The organism is Paenibacillus marinisediminis (assembly GCF_054343325.1).
In genome coordinates this window covers 667,629-688,696 of sequence record NZ_JBTGUH010000001.1, presented here as the reverse complement: position 1 = coordinate 688,696, position 21,068 = coordinate 667,629, and the positions used below count along the sequence as shown (strand labels likewise).

Below are 21,068 nucleotides of genomic sequence, written 5' to 3'. Positions count from 1 at the left end.
TTATTATAAATGAATCTATTGGAAATAAATTCTTCTAGTTTGCTCGTTTGCGGCTGGACTTCTCAAATAAGAGCAGCGGTAAATTTACGACGATCGGCGGATCAGTAGGAAGGGGCTCTCTTAACGTGATGCTGATCTGAAACTCAGTGGCATCGTCCACTTGAAGAGCAGATTCATATATACCGCGCAGCGATTTGTCGAGCGTGAAATAATCCTTCGGGTTCAAGCTCCACGGAATACCGGCTGCTAGAACATAATAAGTTCCGGTCGGAATGTTCCTGAGCTGACACGTTCGCTCTCGTAGGTTGATCGCGGTGCCGACGATAGGCTTCTGATCCGGAATCGGACGCGGAAACAGTCCGACAAATATAATGCCGTTAAATGACAGCGGCGCTTCGATCCTGCAATGAATAATAGGTAGACGAGAATGGATGAGCTCATCGAAGGCAAGCTTCAGATGCTCATATTGGTTCATATGCTGGACTAATGAGGATGAGGTCGTTTGAAACTTCTTAGGTGAGAGTCCGACATATTGTTTGAAGCGGGTATGGAATGACCCAGCGCTCCGAAAGCCGATAGACAGCAGTATCTTCATCAGCAGCGATGGTTCTCTTAACAGCACGGACTTCCCGGACTCCATCCGGAGTGCGGCCAGATATTGACGCGGGGATATGCCGGTGACCTGCTTGAATATTCTTGAAAAATGATAAGGGCTGTATCCAACATGCGCTGCGAGCTGTTCAGAAGTAACTTCTTCGTCGAGATGCTTCTTCATATAATCGATAGCTTGCTCAGCGGCCTTTACATGACTTTCGTTCATGAACGATCTCTTGTCCATTAAGCATAACTCCCTATGTATAGATGCACTACGGGCACGAAGTAATATGGGAACTTAACTACTTTATCTATTATAAAGTTTGTGGGAAAAATAGACAATCCGACAGTCGAAACGCACGTAGGTGACGTTCCAACTGCCGGATTGCGCTTAGGTTAACTGATCAATCATCTTCTCAGCCAACCGCTTGTACGTATTCGCTTGATGAATGAGCGACAGAATCGTGAGCAGTGTATGCTCGTTCTGATTAAGCTCCGTTACATTCGTATCGAGCAGCGTTTCGATCTGCGACTCGATGCCCTGTGACTGTGCCTTCTTCCACTCAAGAAATTCCTCGTACACGTTCCAGATGTCTACATCCTGCTGATGCAGCTTCTCTTGAAACAGGCTCTTAATATCGCCAATCGACAGCGATTGCTTCAGGTGATAAATAAGCGCCATCTGAACAATATGCTCAGGTGTGTACTTCTTATTCTTGGCGGGTAAAAGAATCTTATCCTTCGTATAGTTGTTGATCATCGTCTTGGTCAGAAGCTTGTCTTCCAGATTGCGCTTACTCGAACCCAATGCGTTCTCAAATAACGTGATCACCTGGTCCATATATAAATCAATCTTTGGAATATCAGACGTCTCAATGTCGGTCTGCTCCATAATTAGCTTCAATAATGGGTTTACTGGCTGATCCAATGCGAGCCCTCCCTTTCACACCTATCTTACAATGAATATAGATACCGATACAACAGCAAAATAACCTTGAACTTCAATATTTACATGTCGAAAACTCGTGATATAATGTAGTTAACTTAACAAGTAGTAATGAAAACTACATACGAGCTTTGTCGTATTCTATAGGAGGTTGAGTGATGGATAAGAAGGATTGCTATAACATCGTATTGTTCGGAGATTCTATCGCCAAGGGCGTCATATATGATCAAGATAAAGGGAAATACTCGGTTCTCAAAAATAGCTTTGCGCAGCTCGTACAGCAGCGATTCAAGGGCATTATTCATAATGCGGGCAGATTCGGCTCAGTCATCACGAAGGGGCAGGCGACATTGGAACGTGATGTACTGAACAAGCGGCCGGACATCGTTGTTCTGGAATTCGGCGGCAACGATTGCGACTTCAACTGGGATGCGATCGCACAGAATCCTGGAGGCGAATACACGCCTAATACGACATTGAATCAATTCATATCAACCCTGCAAGAGATGGTTCAGAAGGTTAGAGAAGAGGGGATTGTTCCAGTACTCATGACACTCCCGCCGCTGGACGCGGATAAATATTTCAAATGGATAAGTAAAAATGATGAGGCTTCCGAGCGAAATATACTTTCATGGCTGGGTACGGTCAACCGTATCTACTGGTGGCATGAACGTTATAACTCTGCGATTATGCAGGTTGCGCAGGAGATGAAGGTAAAGTGGATCGATGTGAGGGGCGCCTTTCTCAGCACGAACGATTACCGTCAATTCATCTGTGAGGACGGCATTCATCCTAACGAGCAAGGGCATCAGCTGATTGCCGACAAGCTGCTCCATGATATGGAAAAGAACTATACTTCCTTGCTTCGAACAGTTTGATGAATACGACATCATACGTTGCAAATAATAAAGCGCTGGACGGGCGGTATCTGCCTATCCAGCGCTTTGTATGTGTACGTTCATTGCGTTTAGTTAGAGGCACCGTGAATCAGATTCGTGAATTTCTTAGGAATCTCCGTCTCAAAGTGCATCAGCTTGCCAGTCGTAGGATGCGTGAAGGTGAGAACTCGAGCGTGAAGCCCCATACGGCCGATAGGCTTCGACTTAGAGCCGTATTTCTTATCGCCGACGATAGGATGCCCGATATCCGACATGTGAACTCGAATCTGATTCTTGCGTCCTGTCTCCAGCTCAACCTCCAGCAAGGAATAGAAGCGGCTGGATTCCAGCAGCTTAAAGTGGGTAACAGCATGCTGGCCGTCATTCGGAAACGGGCTGGAATACATCTTCAGCGTCTTTGTTTCCTTCAGCCAGGAGGATATCGTTCCCTCCGTTTTCTTCACCGCACCTTCTACGAGGGCGACATATAGGCGTTTCTGGACGAACTCTTTCCAAGAGTTCTGCAGCTGCTGCTGCACATGTTCGCTCTTGGCAAACATCATCACTCCAGACGTATCGCGATCAAGACGGTGCACGACAAAGATCCGATTCTTCGGATCAGCGAGCCGCACATGAGTCATCAACTGACGGTAGGCCGTCAATTCCTCATCCTGCGCGCCCGAGATAGAGAGTAACCCGGCGTCCTTATGGATGACGATAAGATCATCATCTTCGTGCAGGATACGAAGCCCTGACATCACGGGGATGTCAGCCGCTCTTTCTTTGCGGATCGTGACAGACTGACCAGGCTGCAGCGGATAATTGTATGCTGTTTCAACGCGATCGTTGACTAATACCTGTCCGTGTGAGAGCAGAGACTTGATTGAATTGCGACCGCGATTCGTAATCGTATTCAGCAGAAAGCTCAGAAGCTCAGAAGGCTCATTAACCGTATACACCTTGGGTTGTTGTACCGGCTTAGGAGTTCTAACGGGCGTAGTATCCTTTGTCTTCAATTTCTTCGTAATTTCCGAATGGCGTGAAGCAGTGGATGGGCTAGGCTTGCTGCTTGCAGCTCCAGTGCTTCCATTGCGAAAATGGTGGCGGGATGTACGTTTGGAGTAGGGCTTATCGTTCATAGGTTCTTGTTCGATCCTCTCTATTCATAGCTAGTTCTATCCTAACATTATTGCCCAAGCTTCGCCATGGCGGATTCCCTTCAGCTAGCGCTCGGTTATGAAGTGGGATGAGAACTTATACACTCTAATATCGCAACAAAAACGGAGACGTTCGAGACGCCTCCGTGTTATGTGTCGTATTCGCATTGTCGTTCAGGTTAATTTGTGATAAAATAGGAATGTTCATCTGCCGTGATACGTTAACAAACAGTCTTATCCTAATTATATAATATCACAGTTCAATGAACATGTCAAACGTTTTGTAGAACGCATTTTAATAAGATAAGGGGCGGTGTCATGAGTACAGAGCATCAGCAGTGGCAGGAAGAGCAGGAGCGTGTTGACCGCGTTATTGTGGAGATTGACGGACGAATTGATCACCTGCAGCAGCAAGTTGGCAGTTTGAAAGGCGAGGTCGTCGACATTCGCAAGGAGTTCTGGGAAGATGTGACGGTTAACTTAGAAGATGAGAATGAAGCGATTGAAACGGCAGCCAGTATCAAGCAGCAAGCTGAGCTGCTCTCTGAGCGGGAACGCAGCCATAGACATGCCTATAAGCAGATGAAGACGTTAACGCGATTAAAGCAGTCTCCGTACTTTGGTCGAATTGACTTTGTAGAAGAGGGCGAAAGCTCGACGGAACAAGTCTATTTAGGCATTGCTTCCCTGCTTGACGCAGATGGCATGAGCTTTCTAATCTATGATTGGCGCGCGCCTGTTTCGAGCCTTTACTATGACTACCCTCCGGGCCAGGCGCAGTATGAAACCCCGAACGGTACGATTCACGGGGAAATGGAGTTAAAGCGCCAATTCATTATACGTGATGGACAGATTCGAAGTATGTTCGATACGGGAGTTACGATCGGTGACGAGCTGTTGAAGGAAGTGCTTGGCAAGCAAGCTGACGCGCAAATGAGAAGCATTGTTGCGACGATCCAGCGAGATCAGAACCGCATCATTCGCAATGAGCACAGCAAGCTGCTCGTAGTGCAGGGAGCGGCTGGAAGCGGCAAGACTTCGGCTGCGCTGCAGCGTGTCGCGTATCTGCTGTATCGTTTTCGAGGTGTGCTGAGCGCTGAGCATGTCGTATTATTTTCACCCAATCCAATGTTTAACCATTACGTATCGACCGTACTGCCTGAGCTTGGAGAAGAAAATATGCAGCAGGTGACGTACCAAGAATATCTGGAGCATCGATTGAGCGATAATTTCACCCTCGAGGATCCATTCAGCTTATTGGAATATGAGCATACAGCGTTCGATGAGCCTGGATATGAGATGCGGATGGCCGCGATCACGGCTAAGTCTTCTCTTGATTTCATGAGTGTCATTCGTCAATATGCGAACTCTCTAGGGGAGAGCGGCATGCTGTTCAAATCGATTAAGTTTAGAGGAGCGGCCATCATCACAGCGGACCGTATACGGGAGCAGTTCTATCAATTCGATACCTCCTTCTCCCTCCCGAATCGTATTGAGATGCTGAAGGAGTGGCTGCTTAAAGAGCTCAAAGCCCTGTCTCGATTGGAAATGAGAAAGGCTTGGGTTGATGAGGAGCTGGAGCTTCTCGATAATGAAGATTACGATTGGGCTCATAAAGAGCTGCAGCGCAAAGGGAAATACTCGGAGGAATCATTTGACGACTATGATTCCGAGCGGAATCTGCTGGCCCGGAGAATTGTGCAAGGCGAGTTCAAGCCGCTGCGGCAAATGATTAAGAAGCTGCAGTTCGTCGATATTCCAGCGATCTATCGCCAATTGTTTGCGAATCCCCTGCAAGCGTTGGGCGACAAGCTGCCCGCGGCATGGTTGAGCATAGCCGAGCAGACCGTGCAGCGGCTGGATCGTCGTGAGCTGGCGTACGAGGACGCAACGCCATATCTGGACTTAAAAGGACAGATCGAAGGACTGCAGATTAATGGCGACATTCGCCATCTATTTATAGATGAAGGTCAAGATTATTCACCTTACCAGTTTGCCTATCTGAAGAAGATGTTCCCGCGCGCGAAAATGACGGTGCTAGGCGATATGAATCAGGCGATCTTCACGCACACGGGTGCGGGCAATGGATTGAGCGCGCTGCCTGCACTGTTTGAAGCGGCTGAATCGGAAACGTATGTGCTGACGCGAAGCTATCGTTCGACGCGGCCAATCATTGAATTTACGCGCAGCTTCATGCCGAACGGCGAGGAGATTGAACCGTTCCAACGCGAAGGAAGCAAGCCGACCTTAACGAAGGCTGCAGATGAAGCCGAGTTAATAGAACGGATTGCTGATCGCATTCGCGGGCTGCAGCAGGAGGGGCATCGCTCGATTGCGGTCATCACGAAGACGGCGGCGGAGAGCCGATCGGCGCATGAAGCGCTGCGACAGCATATAGCCGTGCGCTTGATTGATAAGGAGACCGTCTCCTATGAGCAGGGCATCTTGGTCATCCCGTCCTACCTTGCCAAAGGTGTGGAATTCGATGCGGTCATTATATACGATGCTTCCGCAGACCGATATGGAAGAGAGAGCGAACGCAAGCTCTTCTACACAGCATGCACGCGGGCGATGCATGAGCTCCATCTGTATACGGTGGGAGAGCCCACGCCGCTTCTAGGAAGTGTGCCTAAGGAGAGATACGATTTCTTCGACTCTGAAGGGTAATCGGGTGTACGTGTCATTCCGCGCATCAGTTGCGCATCGTGATATAATCAGTAGAAGGATGGAGTCACGGGAGTGGCAGAGGGGAAGATGATTGAATGGCTTTAACGATGTCAGCAGCGCGCGAGACGCTGAAACGAATATATGGATATGATGACTTTCGCGAAGGACAGACGCGAATCATTGATCATTTGTTAGCGCGGAGAGATACGGTCGGCATTATGCCAACCGGCGGGGGCAAGTCGATATGCTATCAGGTGCCAGCCTTGCTGCAGCATGGGCTCACGCTCGTGATCTCGCCGCTCATCTCGCTGATGAAGGACCAGGTGGATGCGCTGCACAGCTTGGGCGTTGAAGCGGGCTACATCAACAGCACGCAGGATGCCCAGGAGGTGGGGCGCATTCTGCGCCGTGCCGAGCAAGGGCAGCTGAAGCTGTTGTATGTAGCCCCTGAGCGGCTAGAGAGCGATTGGTTCCGCGAGCGCGCGCAATCGCTGCGCATCGCGTTCGTCGCAGTGGACGAGGCGCACTGCGTCTCGCAGTGGGGGCATGACTTCCGCCCTAGCTATCGCGCGATTGCGCCGTTCGTCCGAGGCTTGGCGGCGCAGGAGTATGGCGAGCGCCCGCTGATGGCCGCCTTCACGGCGACGGCTACGCCGGAAGTGACGGAGGACATGGTCCGGCTGCTGGAGCTGCAGCAGCCGGAGCTTGTCATTACCGGCTTCAAGCGGGAGAATCTCGCATTTACCGTGCTTCGCGGGGAGAACCGCCGCGAATTTACCCTGAACTATGTGCGAGACCGCTTGAATGAAGCCGGTGTTATCTATGCCTCGACGCGGCGCGAGGTCGAGGATCTCCATGAGATGCTCGTCAAGGCGGGCATCCAAGCCGGGCGCTACCATGCCGGCCTGTCAGACGAAGAGCGCGCGAGCATGCAGGAAGCGTTCCTGTATGATAATATTCGCGTCATCGTCGCGACAAACGCCTTCGGCATGGGGATCGACAAGTCCAACGTGCGCTACGTGCTGCATTACAATATGCCGAAGCATATGGAAGCCTATGTTCAAGAAGCGGGTCGCGCGGGTCGTGACGGTGAAGCGAGTGAATGTGTGCTGCTGTTCCATGCGCAGGACATCCAGACACAGAAGTTCTTCATCGAGCAGAGTGAAGCGCTGCCGGAACGCAAGGCGCACGAGTATAAGAAGCTGCAATCGATGATCGATTATTGCTATACGCCGGAGTGCCTGCAGCTGTACATGCTGCGCTACTTCGGAGAGCATGGCGGCGAGCCGTGCGGCAGCTGCGGCAACTGTAAGGATGAGCGGGAATCGATCGACATCACGATTGAGGCTCAGAAGATATTTTCCTGTATCTATCGCATGCGAGAACGCTTTGGTGTATCGATGGTAGCGTCAGTATTGAAAGGGTCGCGGAACAAAAAGGTGATCCAATACGGGTTTGATAGCTTGTCTACACATGGAGAGATGCGCCATCTAACAGAGAAAGCGATCGCGGATCTGATCTACGTGCTGATCGCGGATGGATATCTTGCGCTTAGTGAAGGGCAATATCCGCTCGTTCGCCTGCTGCCTCCAGCTGCGGAAGTCCTTAAGGGACAGCAGCAGGTATTCCAGAAGGTAGCTCACTCACTTAAGCCGCAAACGGCCGCCGCCGTAGACGAGACGATATTCGAGCAGCTGCGTCTGCTGCGCCGCGATATCGCGCTCCGCGAGAACGTTCCTCCATATATCGTGTTCAACGACAGCACGCTGCGCGAGATGGCGGCGCTCCGTCCGACGACGGAAGCCGAGTTCTTGCGAGTTAAAGGTGTCGGCGAAGCGAAGATCCGCAAGTTCGGACTGCCGTTCCTCAAGCTGTTCCGCGAGATGTCGGATACAGTTGATGAGATGGATGAACGACTTGAATGGCAGGAATAAACAGTTGATGTCGATAAATTCATGAATGGAATTTGCAGAAATATATTGAAAAATGTCGAAAATAGTTGTACAATTATGAAAAATCATTCATAACCGACAAGAAGCTGGGCGCTGATATTCGAAATCAACGTCTGGCTTTTTTTATTTTTATTTTCTGTATAACGTGACAAAGTTAATTGACTTTGTGAACTCTTTATCATCGGAGTTGTCGAAAATAGCTGGGCAAATGGTTATAATGGGTAATGGCTGTATTGCTGTTCGGAAAGGAGAACTTATGAAAGTTGTACTTACTACTCTAAATGCAAAATATATCCACACCTCCCTCGCCATACGCTGCTTAAAGGCGTTTTGTGAGCCGGAGTACGATGTGGAGCTAACGGAATATACCATTAAGGATCCCGTGATGAACATTGTATCGGATCTGTATCAGCATCAAGCGGATGTGATCGGATTCTCTTGTTACATTTGGAACATTGAAGAAACGATTAAGGTCGTAAGCATGCTGCGCAAAGTGCAGCCTGAGCTGAAGATCATATTAGGCGGCCCAGAGGTATCCTATGACACGGCAGAATGGATGGAGCGGCTGACTGACGTTGACTTTATCGTAATGGGAGAAGGCGAGGAAACGCTGCTTCACCTGCTGAGAGAGATTGACGGCGATCAGAAGTACCACTACGTGTTCGGTGTGGCGTACCGTAAGCCCTCGGGAGAGGTTATCATTAATCCAGGACGTCCTAAGCTTGATCTCAATGCGATTCCTACACCTTACCGCTTCGCATCCGATATTCCGGAGCTGGGCAAGCGAGTGGTGTATTTTGAGACGAGCAGAGGCTGTCCGTTCAGCTGTCAATTTTGTTTATCCAGCATCGAAGTAGGGGTGCGCTACTTTGATATCGAGCGGACGAAGGCAGACATTCTGTATTTGATTGAAAATGGAGCCAAGCTCATTAAGTTCGTCGATCGCACATTCAACATTAAACGAGATTATGCGCTGGAAATATTCCAGTTCCTGATTGATAACCACCAAGGATGTGTCTTTCAGTTTGAGATCACGGCTGACATCATGCGACCGGAGGTGCTGCAATTCTTAACGGACAACGCGCCACCAGGTGTATTCCGCTTCGAGATCGGGGTTCAGTCCACGAATGACCCGACAAATGAAGCGGTGAAGCGCCGCCAGAACTTTACCAAGCTGTCTCGTACCGTAAACATGGTGAAGGAGGGCGGCAAGATCGATCAGCATCTCGACTTGATCGCGGGGCTGCCGCATGAGGATTATGATACGTTCCGTAAGACGTTCAATGACGTATTCGCGCTGCGTCCAGAAGAGCTGCAGCTTGGCTTCCTCAAGCTGCTGCGCGGCACAGGCTTAAGACTGGACGCCGATAAGTACGGCTATGTGTACATGGACCAAGCGCCGTATGAAATGTTGTATAACGACATGATGCCGTTCCAAGACGTCATCCGCTTAAAGCGGCTGGAGGATGTGCTCGAGAAATACTGGAACTCTCATCGGCTGGATTGGACGATGGAGCATCTGATGGAGCGGGAGTTTGGTTCGCCATTTGACTTCTTCCAAGCCTTCGGCGACTATTGGGAAGCCAATGGATGGCAGAAGATTGGCCATCAGCTTGAAGATCTATTTGTGCGTCTGGAAGGATTCTTATCAGCGCATGGCGTGGAGCGTCCGGAAGTAGCGTTAGGAATGATGAAGCTTGACTACTTCCGCAACCACAAGTACAAGCCGCGCAAGATCTGGTGGGAAGCCGGGTTGTCGAAGGAAGAGTCTGCAGCGGCGCTGCGTGCTGCGGCAGAGCATCCTGAGCGTATCTCAGCAGCGTTTGCGGAGCTATGCTTAAGCGAGAAGGAGCTGCATAAGCATGCGGTAGTCGAGCGTCTGTCGTTCGATCCGCAGCGTTGGATCGCGTCAGAGGGCGGCTCCCAAGAAGCGACGATTGTCATCGTGCTGTTCCAGCAGACCGACGATGAGAAGCCGTTACTGTTCTTCGTACCAGAGAACGTGCTGCTGCACGCGCAAGCATAATGATAGGGATGTCCCGTAAGCGTAAGTTATGATAACTGACGGAGGGGGCATCCCTTTTTTACATGCTGGTGAGATGAATAGCCAACCAGAGCAGAGAGTATCTCTACGAGTATCTGACCATTATCCCTTTTGTTCAGGGGGGGAGGGATCAAGGTGCTCATTTTCATAGATAGGAGTGGTTTGATTGCAGAAATACACTCATCTTGGGATATACGGCGTGCTAATAAGGGATGGCAAGATTCTATTAATTCAGAAAGGCAGAGGACCTCATAAGGGAAAATGGGATCTGCCTGGTGGAACAGTTGAATTTGGAGAAGAGCCCTATCAGACTTTGTTAAGAGAGTTTGAGGAAGAAACGGGGATCACCGATATACGTGGTACGATTAGAGACGCATGATCTTACACCATGATCGCTCCGTATCAAGATAATGAGCTAGAGGAACTGCATCACATTGGAATCATTTATGACGTCGAGCTGGAGTGTGAAGCATTTAACTTGAAAATGGATGCGATGGCCAAGATTCGTTAGGCGCGAGGTGGATAGACTTGGGGGAGATAGAGCGTACGGCTGTAACTCCTTTTGTTGATCAGGTGTTCAATAAGCCCAAGTATCCCAACGGATGATGGGAAACCGCCAGCTCTTACAAGCGATTGAAGGACATAGGCTTTGGTAACGTGTAAGAGCAGCAGTTTTCATTTGTTCTGGCGTAATCAAGATTCATGATCACGTCTAATCAAGGGAAAGTCAGCTTACGGGATAGCGGTGTAGTGATGTTGTATGATGTGACCGGTTAAGACTTCGGAACGAATTGACCTAACCATACTCCGATACTGCGCGGGTTGCGCGTTTGAATCATGATTGTGCCAGGGCCGCGGAATCGGCATACCGCCACCTCGCCGCTTGTGAACGTGGATACCCACCCTTTAGATGCTCGCTCAATCTGATAGGACATGTTGCTTGACCAAGCTACGAGATGGCCATTGTCCACGATAAGCTCTTCACCTGCTCGAACTTGCTTCGTCTCGATCGCGCCGAACGAAGAGAGGAACACGGTGCCTCTGCCGCTGATCTCGATGATGAAGAAGCCTTCACCTGACAAGAAGCCTTTTGCTAAATTTTGCATTTTAGTGGATACTTCTATACCTCTCGTCGCTGCTAGAAAGCCGTCTTTCTGCACATATAGTGAGTAAGAACCGTCAAGCTCTACTGCAACGATGTCTCCAAGGGAAGTGGGGGCAAGAGTGACTTCGCCATCTCTGTTCTGAGCGGTTAGCTCTTGAAAGAAAAACTTTTCGCCGCCGAGCATTCGCCCGATGCCCTTGAGAATTCCGCCCTCGACGCTGCCTCTGAGGTCAATATTGGGTGTCATGGATACCATTGCTCCGGATTCGGCTTTAATGCTCTCACCTGGGCTCATCTTAACTTGAAGCAGGGGGAATGCGCCTTTGTGCAAAATTTCATATTGCATATGATCGACTCCTTGTCATATACTGCCCGTGATGAATGTCGAGCAGATTTTTCAATGATGGATATATATGGATGTTAGTTCTAATTGAAATATACGTATAAATAGGCAATTGGTATTCATTTTCCGAAAGAATAGCAGGCTGAACAAAATGGACTGTTGCGATGAATGGGGGGATGTATTTTGAATAAATGGCTAAAGACGTTGATCTTTATTGTTGTTGCGGCGGTATTGACGAGATGGATACCTTATTCATCATTTTTTCGCAATGTAGATACGATGATTCATGAATTTGGTCATGCGTTGATGACGCTTGTATTATCTGGCAAGGTGATGTACATTCACTTGTTTGCGGATTACAGCGGGGTGACATATTCGACGGTGACGGATTCGTGGAAATTTATACCGATCGCACTTGCCGGTTATACAACTTCTGCGTTGTTCGCGTCTCTTATGTTTGCGCTCTACCGACGGAATCAGCTGAAGATTGGGTTGATTGCTGTGACGCTGGTGACGCTTGTGAGTGTTGTATTCTTTGTGCGCAATGAATTCGGTGTGCTCTGGTGCATTGGCTTCATTGTTATCAATGTGATTGCCTACTTGGTGCCATGGGAATGGCTGAGACAGGGGTACTATTTGCTGATTGCCTTCATCTTGATGGTCGAGTCGGTTATTAGCACGCTCACCATATTGGCGGCTTCGGTCACGCAGCCGCTGCAAGCAGGCGACGCAGCGAATCTGTACAACGCGACCGGAGTGCACTCCATCGTATGGGCGCTGCTCTTCGTCGCTATCGCGTTAGTCTGCGCGCGCATGTCGATGCGATCGTTCTTGGGAAGGGGCGGCAAGGCGGGCTACGCCACGCGGTCTGGCGGGAAGCGCAGAAGAAGCATGTAATCGACCGAGGCTAAGGTGTGCTCGGCTGAGTGTATGGAAACGGTCGTGAGTGGTTGGTGAATGGTGTGCGTAAGAGGGTTATAGCCCGTTAGGGAGTGTCGAGGTGCGAGTGGCGCGAGCTGTAACGGGTAAAAACCGAGTTAGCTAGTTGGAGCGTCCTTGAGCGATTGGTGAATGGAGCACGTAAGAGGTTTTTAGCCGGTTACGAGTGTCGAGTTGAGTGTGGCGCGGGCTGTAACGGGTAAAAACCGGGTTAGCTAGTTGGAGCGACCCTGAGCGTTGGTGATTGGAACGTGATAGCTGTACGGGGGAGCAATGATCGGAATAAATAAACAAGAGCTTGTCCATCTATAGGGCAAGCTCTTGTTGTGATTGCGGTATGAGTTAAGGTGCTACAGAACGCAGCACGGTGCAGTTGCCGTCAAGTGTATATGCTCCTAGGTTAGCAGGGAGCAACAAGCATTCGCCTGCGTTAAGATCGATGGAGCCGTCAGCCCATTTCAGTGAGCCTGTTCCTTCGCAAATGACAAGAATGACGAAGCTTTCTGGAGTAGTTGCGAGCTCCCAAGGAGCACGAACGATCCCTTTTTCTACGATGAAGTAAGGGGACTCCGCAAGCTGAAGCCATTCGTTAGGCTTCGCGTGATCTGTCGTCATGCGAGTTGCGCCAGCGCCTTCATAGGCAGTGACATTCAAGGAATCCTCGACATGCAGCGCACGAGGCTTGCCATCCAAGCCAGGGCGGTTGTAATCATACAAGCGGTAAGTTGTATCGGAGTTCTGTTGAATCTCTGCTACAACGACGCCAGCGCACAATGCATGCACAGTGCCTGCTGGAATGTACAGGGAGTCGCCTGCTTGTACAGGAACTTCTTGCAGTACTTCCATGATACGTCCTTCTTCGATCGCTTGAGCCATTGCTGCGCGATCTACGCCGTCCTTCAGACCGTAGATCAGCTTAGCGCCCGGCTTCGCATCAAGCACGTACCACATTTCCGTCTTGCCGAGCTCGCCTGTAGGCAAACCAGCATAGTCGTCAGTCGGGTGCACTTGTACGGACAAGTCATCATTGCAATCGAGCAGCTTGATAAGAAGCGGGAAACGGCCATTTTTCTCAGAGAAGCCCTTAGTGCCGAACCACTCTTTGCCAATTGCCTCGCGTACTTCGTCAAGTCCTTTGCCAGCAAACTCGCCGTTTACGACTTTCGTCGTGCCGTTCGGATGGTCGCCGATCATCCAGCCTTCGCCGATATGACCTTCTGGCAGCTCAAGTCCGAACTGCTCGAGTGCGCGTCCACCCCAGACGCGTTCTTGGAATACAGGTTGAAATTTCAGAGGGTATGGTGTTGTCATGCTCTTCACTCCCATGCGATTCTTCTAGTCTCTTCTTGCTGTATCTTATTTAAAAAGCAACCGCAACATGTAAGAGCGGTACTTGATAAATCAAAGCTGTGGTCTAGCGGCGCTTCTCGACGCCGATGACATATGGCGCATGCGGGCGCTGCAGCATGCGGTACACGACTGCCTGCCCGACGTGCGCAGGCAGCCCGGCGGCCCAGGCTTCGACGGCCGCCGCTTCGCGATCGCCGCCCTCGTGGCCCGGGTACAGCACGACGCTCAGCACGCCGCCTGGGCGCAGCAAAGCAAGCGCCCCCTCGAGCGCCTCGAGCGTCGTGGACGGCTCCGTCATGACCGCCTTATCGGCCTCTGCCACAGGCAGATAGCCGAGGTTGAACATGACGGCAGCCGTCTGCCCGCGCCACGCCGGCGGGAGCGCCTCCTGCATCGCAGCGTGGCTCGCGATGCGAAGATCGACGCGCGCGGCTGCATCCGGGCCGAGCGCGTCGATCAGGCGCCGGCGGGTAAGCTCCGCCGCCTGCGCCTGAATGTCGAACGCGGCGACTTGGCCGCGTTCGCCCACGAGACGGGCGAGGTACAGCGTGTCCACGCCCGTCCCCATCGTAGCGTCCACCGCGAGGTCGCCGGGGTGGACGCGCTCCTTTACGATCTGCTGGGCATAGCTCAGCACGGAGAGGAAGCCCATGTTACTTCCCCCTCCAGAACTTGCCCTGCCATGTATTGCGGCGCTTCAGCTCCGCATCTATCGCGTTCAGCACTTCCCACTTCTTCAAGCTCCAGAGAGGTCCGATCAACAGATCGCGCGGCGCATCGCCCGTTACACGGTGTACGATCATCTCCGGCGGCAGGATCTCGAGCGAATCAACGATAAGCTTCACGTATTCATCCTGCTCCAAGAAGCGAAGCAGTCCTGCATCATACTGTTTGACCATCGGGGTCTTCTTCATTAGGTGAAGCAGATGAAGCTTGATGCCCTGCACATCCATGCGGGCAACCGCCTGTGCGGTCTCTATCATCATCTCATGGGTTTCCTGCGGAAGTCCATAGATGATGTGCGTACAGACTCGAATATTATGCTTGCGCAGCTTCTCTACCGCCTCAACGTAGCAGGCGGAGTCATGCGCACGGTTAATCAGATCAGAAGTAGAGTCGTGAATCGTCTGCAAGCCCATCTCGACCCACAGATAAGTGCGCTTATTTAATTCTGCCAAATACTCGACGACATCATCCGGCAGGCAATCCGGGCGCGTAGCGATCGACAGCCCGACTACGCCTGGCTGCTCCAGAATCACTTCAAAATATTCACGCAGCGTCTCCACTGGCGCATACGTATTGGTATAAGCTTGGAAGTAGCCGATGTACTTCGCATTCGGCCATTTCGCGTGCTGTTTATCGCGAATCGTATTGAATTGCGTGACGAGGTCATCGCGGCGTCGACCAGCGAAGTCGCCTGATCCGCGCGCGCTGCAGAAGGTGCAGCCGCCGATCGCGATCCGACCGTCTCGATTGGGACAGGTGAATCCGGCATCGAGCATGACCTTGAATACTTTTTCGCCGAACTGCTCGCGCATTTCTACATTCCATGTGTGAAAACGCTTGTCTCCCCAGAGGAGAGGCTGTTCGGATATAGGAGCATCAGACCCGCCGATGGCGGGAACATGTTGATTATATTTCAATTGCAGCAAGCCCTTTCAGCATAGCGTGATTTATTGTTTGAAATCTTGATTTGTTGCTAATCATGAGTCGGTTGAAACACCGTTCTTATTGTAGCAGAATCCGCGTCAAAAGCGAAGTTTAGCTTGAAATACCTTACATCATATGTTATATTATTCCAGTAAACATTTACTTTATTTGATGCACGCTCAGCTCTTCTAACTCGACATAATCGCAAACCCACATTAGACACAGCCATACTTGGAACAGAAGGTACAGATGACTAGTGAGGTGATGGATGATGAAGTCCAGTTTAACGGTTCCTCGCGGCGAGGACAAGATAACGGTTGAATTAACAGTGAAGGAAGCAATGGCATTATCCGGACAACGCTTTAACGCGAACTTGGAAGTGAAGCCGAGCGCAACGCGCAAGCTTCTGGATGCCATTGACCGCAAGCTGGAAGCAGCAGAACGATAATTCAGTATTTTAATCAAATGATTATATGCACATTCAAAAGGAGTGTCCAGCGCAGATAATGCGATTGGCATTCCTTTTTTTCGCGCTTTACATTTTAACGTAGATTCGGCACAATAATGGTTTGGGACATGCAATAATAGCATGCCTAGCAGATTTAATATTTACATGATAGAGCTTTATACCATATGTACATTGGAGGCATCATTATGCGTTTACGCGGCAAGAAGGGCGCGCGCGAGCAATTGGAGCAATTGTCTACGCTTGTCGTGCTCGAGCCGGAAGCCCATAAAGGACAGTGGAAGCAGTTGTTTGGCAACGATCGCCCAATTTATGTGGAATTCGGTATGGGTAAGGGACAATTTATTAGTGAAATGAGCTTGAAATATCCAAACGTAAACTTCATCGGCATCGATATGTACGATGAATTAATTGCTCGCGCTGCTGAGAAGGCGCTCCAACTGGGTGATCCATCGGGCAGCGGACTTCAGCATCCTGCCAATCTTCGATTGGTTCGTGCGAATATTGAATTTATAGAATCTATTTTTGCGGCTGGGGAACTGGATCGGATTTATCTGAACTTTAGTGATCCATGGCCGAAGAAGAAGCATGCTCGCCGCAGATTGACTCATCCGCGTTTCGTGGAGAAGTACGGCCGTATCATGAATGAACAAGGAGAAATTCATCTGAAGACGGATTCGGAAACGCTATTCGAATTCTCGTTGAACAGCTTTGCTGAGCTCGGCCTGCAGATGAGAAATATTTCGCTTAACTTGCATCGCGATGAGATCAATCAAGAACATGTGATGACGGAATATGAGCAGAAGTTTGTGGGTAGAGGGATGAATATCCATCGAGTAGAGGTGCTTATGGGGTCTGAAGCCCTACGGTCATACGAGGAAGAGAAGGCGAAGGCGCGCCGTAGATATTAATCCAATAGGGAATGCATAAATGGTTCTATCTGCAGAGCGAATGCTCGTGGATAGAACCATTTTTGTGCTAAGCAGCGTTTGTATTCATCTAACGAGGATCGCCCTCAGGATTGTCTTGATTGTGCTCGCGTTCAACGCTGTTTTCCATCTCGTCAACAACCTTGACTATATCAACAGGGTCATTTTGCTTAAAATTGTACGAAATCTGCATACCCAACGCTTGAAGAATCGTTTCCGCGCAGGCCCATTGATCATAACGAGCCGCATTCTGTTCATACTGACGTCTGCGACTGCTTACCTCATCGTAATTATGGATGAGCATGTTCATCCAGTGAGTTATGGTGATCGGTGAAGTAATCGCTTCGGCATATCCCTTAGTCGTAAAGTAGAGACTGTTCTCTTCTTCTTGACCAGGAAGCGGACTGTAGAACAGCATCGGAATGCCCTTCGCAAGCGCTTCTGTACATGTCATGCCGCCAGGCTTCGTTATCAGCAGATCGGATACATCCATCAGCTTATCGATCTCGTTCGTGTATCCTATGATATGCACGTTCGGGTGTCGATAGCGTGGATTGAGAAGCAGTCTCCGATGCAACTTCTCATTATTGCCGATACAGAAGATGAATTGAATCTCATTGCTCCAGCGCGTTAGAAGCTCATTGGTTTGCTCCGAATCCATCAATCCCCATCCACCGCCCATAACGAGTATGGTAGGCATTTCCCTCAAGCCGTACTGTTCCCGAATGATCAATTTGGAGTAGAGATCGTGCTTGTCAGAGAACTTGGGATGTACCGGAATTCCCGTTACATGGATAAGATCAGTCGTTACACCGTGTCCAATCAGCTTATTACGTACTTCGGGAGTTGAGACTAAGTATTTGGATACTCCAGGGCTTACCCAAGAGCCGTGCGCATCATAATCCGTTATTAGCGTATAGAGCGGCACCTTCAAACCGTGGCGACGTAGACGTGCCACGACTGCATTCGGAATAGGGTGCGTACATACGATCATATCAGGTCTTAATTGCCGCATGACAGACATCGCGTGCGTATAAAACAGGCGATGAAGCGCCATTGAAGTCAGTGGATTGATCGAGCGCTTATATTGAGTCTTATACATGAAACCGACCAGCTTAGGCTGTATGCTTACCGTTTTTCTGTAGGCTTCAATTATTAGCGGTGCTGTCTTAGGGTTTAAGAAACTGCCGAGCTCCATCACCCTGGTCTGTACATGGGGCGAGAGCTTGCGCAAGCTGACAGCAAGAGCGTGTGCGGCTTGAGTATGACCTGCACCAAAGCGTTCTGACAACAATAAAATGCGTTTCTTATGAATTCCCGCTTGTTCATGCGTACTTAGTTCCTCTGCCTCAGAGGGAGAGGGAGCATCGTTCTGCATGATCGTCACCTTCTTCATGATATTATGGTACTTTAACTCAGCGCTTAGTACGTTTACCAAGAATAATGAACTGTTAATGGTCAAACAGGCCAGAGTACTACGGTTCCGACCGCAGACAGCGTACCGAGTGCAGCGCCTGCCAGGCAATCAGAAGGATAATGCAGTCCTAGATACATACGAGATAATGCAACAATAAGTGCAATTGGCAGCAGCAGCCAGATTAAGATCGGGCAAGCTAGCATGATAGGAACTGTTATCGAAAATATAGCCGTAGTATGTCCTGACGGGAATGAATGATCGACGAGCGGCTTCCTGAACGTACGAATATTTGGCAGCGCTAGGTGCGGTCGAACTCTTGGATACAGCTTCTTGATCAGCGCCACAGGAAGATGGCTTACTCCTAGAGCAACCAAGGCCTGCCAGCCGATCGTGCTCCAAGGTTCCGGGGCCAGCAGCCCGAGCAGAACGGTGAAGATTATCGTGAAGGTTGCGCCTCCAAGATGTGTCAGCGTATACAAGACAATATTCATGAACCGGTTATTTAATCGATGATTGATCCATAAGAAAAATTGACGTTCTCGCTGTCCGAGCCGCGAGATGAAACGGGTCATGGCCATCGTTATCCCTCCGTTTATGCGGGAATCTCTCTATATCGTATCAACGTAACATTATCAGAAGTTGAGGGAATTGTGAATTTTATTTAAATGAGACCCTTATCTTCATTTTACCTTAAACCTTGGATGAGGCAATATACTATTCTGAGGCAATTCACTTCGGTTTCACATTAATATTATTGAAAAATTTGCACCCTGCACAACAGGGACTTCAGAATCAACTTCCAAACATTTTGTATGATTTACTCCCTATTTGGAAAAAATATGCCCTGTCCAACTGCTTCGTACACCGACCAAGAATGGTTCGTATCCTATATATGGATAAGCAAGTAAGAGGTGGTTGAAACCTTTGACTAACCTGTTTCGTTAGATTTTGTAAGCCAAGAGCCTGTATGTGATTCCGTACAATTATCTGACAAGAATAGCGTAAAGGGGGTCTTTAGCCGCAAAAAAGACGAAAATGAATGAAAACTTAACGAACTGGAGCTTTATTGCTCAATATCGTGCTGTTTTGTTCGAGTTTAATGAGGAGGAAGCAGTAAAAACGCTCTGAAAGCCAATAAAAGGTTTTGACAAATGCGGCTAAAAGATAGAAAATCGTGTTCGACCGTTTTATTTTGAAGCTGATAATAGATAATAGATAAAACATAGCTCATATATAGGGCGGCTCTGGTCCTGATCACACATAGAAAGATGACAGGTCTATGTTCCAAGGGGTATATCATAAAGGGGGACATCAACTAATGATGGACAAATGGCTAGTTGCTTTGCAAGTGCTGCTGGCGGCAATAGGGGTGTATCAGTTCTCTTTATCGCTGGTCGGCATTTATCGCAAGAAGCACTATACACAATACGAACCAAAAAACACATTTGCAGTTCTCGTTGCTGCACATAACGAAGAAAAAGTAATCGATGCGTTAATGGATAACCTGAAGCATCTGGATTATCCGCAGGACATGTATGACGTGTTCGTGATCTGTGACAATTGCACAGATAAGACAGCGGACATCGTCCGCGCTCATGGCTGGAATGCTTGCGAGCGTCATAATCCGAATCAGCGCGGTAAGGGCTTTGCTATCGAGTGGATGCTGAGCAAGCTGTGGGAGATGCCGAAGCAATACGACTCTGTCGTGATGCTGGATGCGGACAACCTGATCGGTGACGACTTCCTGCGCCACATGAACAATGAGCTGTGCTCCGGCGCTCGCGTCATTCAAGGTTATATCGACACGAAGAACCCAACAGATTCTTGGGTTACGGCTGCGTATGGAGTAACTTACTGGTACTGCAACCGCTTGTGGCAGCTGGCACGTACGAATCTGAAGTTAGCGAACTTCCTTGGCGGTACAGGCATGTGCTTCGAGACTGAGTTGTTGAAAGAAATGGGCTGGGGCGCAACAAGCCTCGTTGAAGACTTGGAGTTTACGGTTCGCTGTGTCAAGCACGGCGTTAACCCGGTATTCAGCTATCGCGCTCGCGTATATGACGAGAAGCCGCTTACGTTCAAGGCTTCCGCTCGTCAGCGCTTGCGTTGGATGCAAGGTCACTTCACAGTAGCTCGCCGTTACTTCTTCCCGTTGCTCTGGCAGAGCCTTAAGGAGCGCAACCTGGCGAAGTTCGATACAGCGCTGTACACGACCAATGTTTACACCGTTCTGCTGACGTTGTTGTTGTCCGTATACATTTGGGTGGACGCGGTATTCTTAAACGGCCCGAACTTCCCAACCTTGTATGAATTTATCCCTGCGTGGCTCGCGGTTGCCTCTCTTGTGCTGTCAGGAGGCTTGTTCGTACTGGCGCTTGTACTGGAAGGCGTTCGTTCATGGAAGATTTATGCGTCACTGGTTACTTTCCCGATCTATCTGCTGTCATGGTTTCCAATCACGTTCTATGCGTTCTTCACGCAGAACAACAAAGTGTGGAGCCATACCGAGCACTCGCGCGTTGTGCGCCTTGAAGAAGTTCACGGTAAGCAGGGATAAAACTTTGAATCCGCAGTTGACATTGCTGGAGAGCATATGATATAGTACTTGAGTATGTTAATTCTAAGCAGAAG

At 49.6% G+C, this 21,068-nt stretch carries 19 protein-coding genes; 10 read left to right on the top strand and 9 right to left on the bottom strand.

The window, feature by feature from the left end:
- Positions 1-34 precede the first annotated feature (34 nt).
- Positions 35-838 (bottom strand): AraC family transcriptional regulator, encoded by an 804-nt coding sequence (locus ACXX53_RS03105; RefSeq protein WP_458567126.1) that lies wholly within the window; start codon positions 836-838, stop codon positions 35-37.
- Between the two features lie 147 nt (positions 839-985).
- The gene (locus tag ACXX53_RS03100; protein ID WP_458567125.1) at positions 986-1,522 is read right to left on the bottom strand and encodes a DUF1836 domain-containing protein; all 537 of its coding nucleotides are present in this window, start codon (positions 1,520-1,522) and stop codon (positions 986-988) included.
- A gap of 176 nt (positions 1,523-1,698) precedes the next feature.
- Here ACXX53_RS03100 and ACXX53_RS03095 point away from each other — a divergent pair, with 176 nt between their 5' ends.
- Positions 1,699-2,418: an SGNH/GDSL hydrolase family protein gene (locus tag ACXX53_RS03095; protein WP_458567124.1), complete on the top strand. Its 720-nt coding sequence runs from the start codon at positions 1,699-1,701 to the stop codon at positions 2,416-2,418.
- Positions 2,419-2,507: 89 nt separating this feature from the next.
- On the opposite strand, the gene ACXX53_RS03090 is transcribed toward ACXX53_RS03095, so the two are convergent.
- Complete coding sequence (locus ACXX53_RS03090; protein WP_458567123.1) at positions 2,508-3,557, bottom strand: RluA family pseudouridine synthase; 1,050 nt, start codon at positions 3,555-3,557, stop codon at positions 2,508-2,510.
- A gap of 336 nt (positions 3,558-3,893) precedes the next feature.
- On the opposite strand from ACXX53_RS03090, the gene helD reads away from it, so the two are divergent.
- The 5 genes from helD to ACXX53_RS03065 all read left to right on the top strand — a co-directional run bounded on the left by helD (position 3,894) and on the right by ACXX53_RS03065 (position 10,749).
- A complete protein-coding gene (gene helD, locus ACXX53_RS03085) occupies positions 3,894-6,242 on the top strand; it encodes an RNA polymerase recycling motor HelD (protein WP_458567122.1) in 2,349 nt (782 codons plus the stop codon).
- A 95-nt stretch (positions 6,243-6,337) separates the two neighbouring features.
- On the top strand, positions 6,338-8,176 hold the full coding sequence (gene recQ / locus ACXX53_RS03080) for a DNA helicase RecQ (protein ID WP_458567121.1): 1,839 nt from the start codon (positions 6,338-6,340) through the stop codon (positions 8,174-8,176).
- Positions 8,177-8,450: 274 nt separating this feature from the next.
- Positions 8,451-10,220 (top strand): B12-binding domain-containing radical SAM protein, encoded by a 1,770-nt coding sequence (locus ACXX53_RS03075; protein WP_458567120.1) that lies wholly within the window; start codon positions 8,451-8,453, stop codon positions 10,218-10,220.
- Positions 10,221-10,404: 184 nt separating this feature from the next.
- A complete protein-coding gene (locus ACXX53_RS03070) occupies positions 10,405-10,617 on the top strand; it encodes an NUDIX domain-containing protein (RefSeq protein WP_458567119.1) in 213 nt (70 codons plus the stop codon).
- 9 nt (positions 10,618-10,626) lie between these two features.
- The gene (locus ACXX53_RS03065) at positions 10,627-10,749 is read left to right on the top strand and encodes a hypothetical protein (RefSeq protein WP_458567118.1); all 123 of its coding nucleotides are present in this window, start codon (positions 10,627-10,629) and stop codon (positions 10,747-10,749) included.
- A 262-nt stretch (positions 10,750-11,011) separates the two neighbouring features.
- Here the strand turns inward: ACXX53_RS03065 and ACXX53_RS03060 are convergent, their stop codons facing one another.
- Positions 11,012-11,689 (bottom strand): TIGR00266 family protein, encoded by a 678-nt coding sequence (locus tag ACXX53_RS03060; RefSeq protein WP_458567117.1) that lies wholly within the window; start codon positions 11,687-11,689, stop codon positions 11,012-11,014.
- 180 nt (positions 11,690-11,869) lie between these two features.
- On the opposite strand from ACXX53_RS03060, the gene ACXX53_RS03055 reads away from it, so the two are divergent.
- On the top strand, positions 11,870-12,583 hold the full coding sequence (locus tag ACXX53_RS03055; RefSeq protein ID WP_458567116.1) for a M50 family metallopeptidase: 714 nt from the start codon (positions 11,870-11,872) through the stop codon (positions 12,581-12,583).
- Between the two features lie 384 nt (positions 12,584-12,967).
- On the opposite strand, the gene ACXX53_RS03050 is transcribed toward ACXX53_RS03055, so the two are convergent.
- From ACXX53_RS03050 to ACXX53_RS03040, 3 genes are all read right to left on the bottom strand, one after another.
- On the bottom strand, positions 12,968-13,936 hold the full coding sequence (locus ACXX53_RS03050; protein WP_458567115.1) for a type I phosphomannose isomerase catalytic subunit: 969 nt from the start codon (positions 13,934-13,936) through the stop codon (positions 12,968-12,970).
- Positions 13,937-14,039: 103 nt separating this feature from the next.
- Positions 14,040-14,627, bottom strand: a complete 588-nt coding sequence (locus ACXX53_RS03045) for a class I SAM-dependent methyltransferase (protein WP_458567114.1) — start codon at positions 14,625-14,627, stop codon at positions 14,040-14,042.
- Between the two features lies 1 nt (position 14,628).
- Positions 14,629-15,570 carry a TIGR01212 family radical SAM protein gene (locus ACXX53_RS03040; RefSeq protein ID WP_458567666.1) on the bottom strand — a complete coding sequence of 314 codons (942 nt, stop codon included), beginning with the start codon at positions 15,568-15,570 and terminating at the stop codon, positions 14,629-14,631.
- Positions 15,571-15,896: 326 nt separating this feature from the next.
- Here ACXX53_RS03040 and ACXX53_RS03035 point away from each other — a divergent pair, with 326 nt between their 5' ends.
- Positions 15,897-16,073: a hypothetical protein gene (locus tag ACXX53_RS03035; RefSeq protein ID WP_458567113.1), complete on the top strand. Its 177-nt coding sequence runs from the start codon at positions 15,897-15,899 to the stop codon at positions 16,071-16,073.
- A gap of 206 nt (positions 16,074-16,279) precedes the next feature.
- Positions 16,280-17,002, top strand: coding sequence for a tRNA (guanosine(46)-N7)-methyltransferase TrmB (gene trmB / locus ACXX53_RS03030; protein ID WP_458567112.1), 723 nt, complete (start codon positions 16,280-16,282; stop codon positions 17,000-17,002).
- 88 nt (positions 17,003-17,090) lie between these two features.
- On the opposite strand, the gene ACXX53_RS03025 is transcribed toward trmB, so the two are convergent.
- Together ACXX53_RS03025 and ACXX53_RS03020 are read right to left on the bottom strand one after the other, a co-directional pair.
- Positions 17,091-18,335 carry an MGDG synthase family glycosyltransferase gene (locus ACXX53_RS03025; protein WP_458567665.1) on the bottom strand — a complete coding sequence of 415 codons (1,245 nt, stop codon included), beginning with the start codon at positions 18,333-18,335 and terminating at the stop codon, positions 17,091-17,093.
- 143 nt (positions 18,336-18,478) lie between these two features.
- Positions 18,479-19,009 carry a phosphatase PAP2 family protein gene (locus ACXX53_RS03020; protein WP_458567664.1) on the bottom strand — a complete coding sequence of 177 codons (531 nt, stop codon included), beginning with the start codon at positions 19,007-19,009 and terminating at the stop codon, positions 18,479-18,481.
- Between the two features lie 746 nt (positions 19,010-19,755).
- Here ACXX53_RS03020 and ACXX53_RS03015 point away from each other — a divergent pair.
- Positions 19,756-20,994, top strand: coding sequence for a glycosyltransferase family 2 protein (locus tag ACXX53_RS03015; protein WP_458567111.1), 1,239 nt, complete (start codon positions 19,756-19,758; stop codon positions 20,992-20,994).
- Positions 20,995-21,068 lie beyond the last annotated feature (74 nt).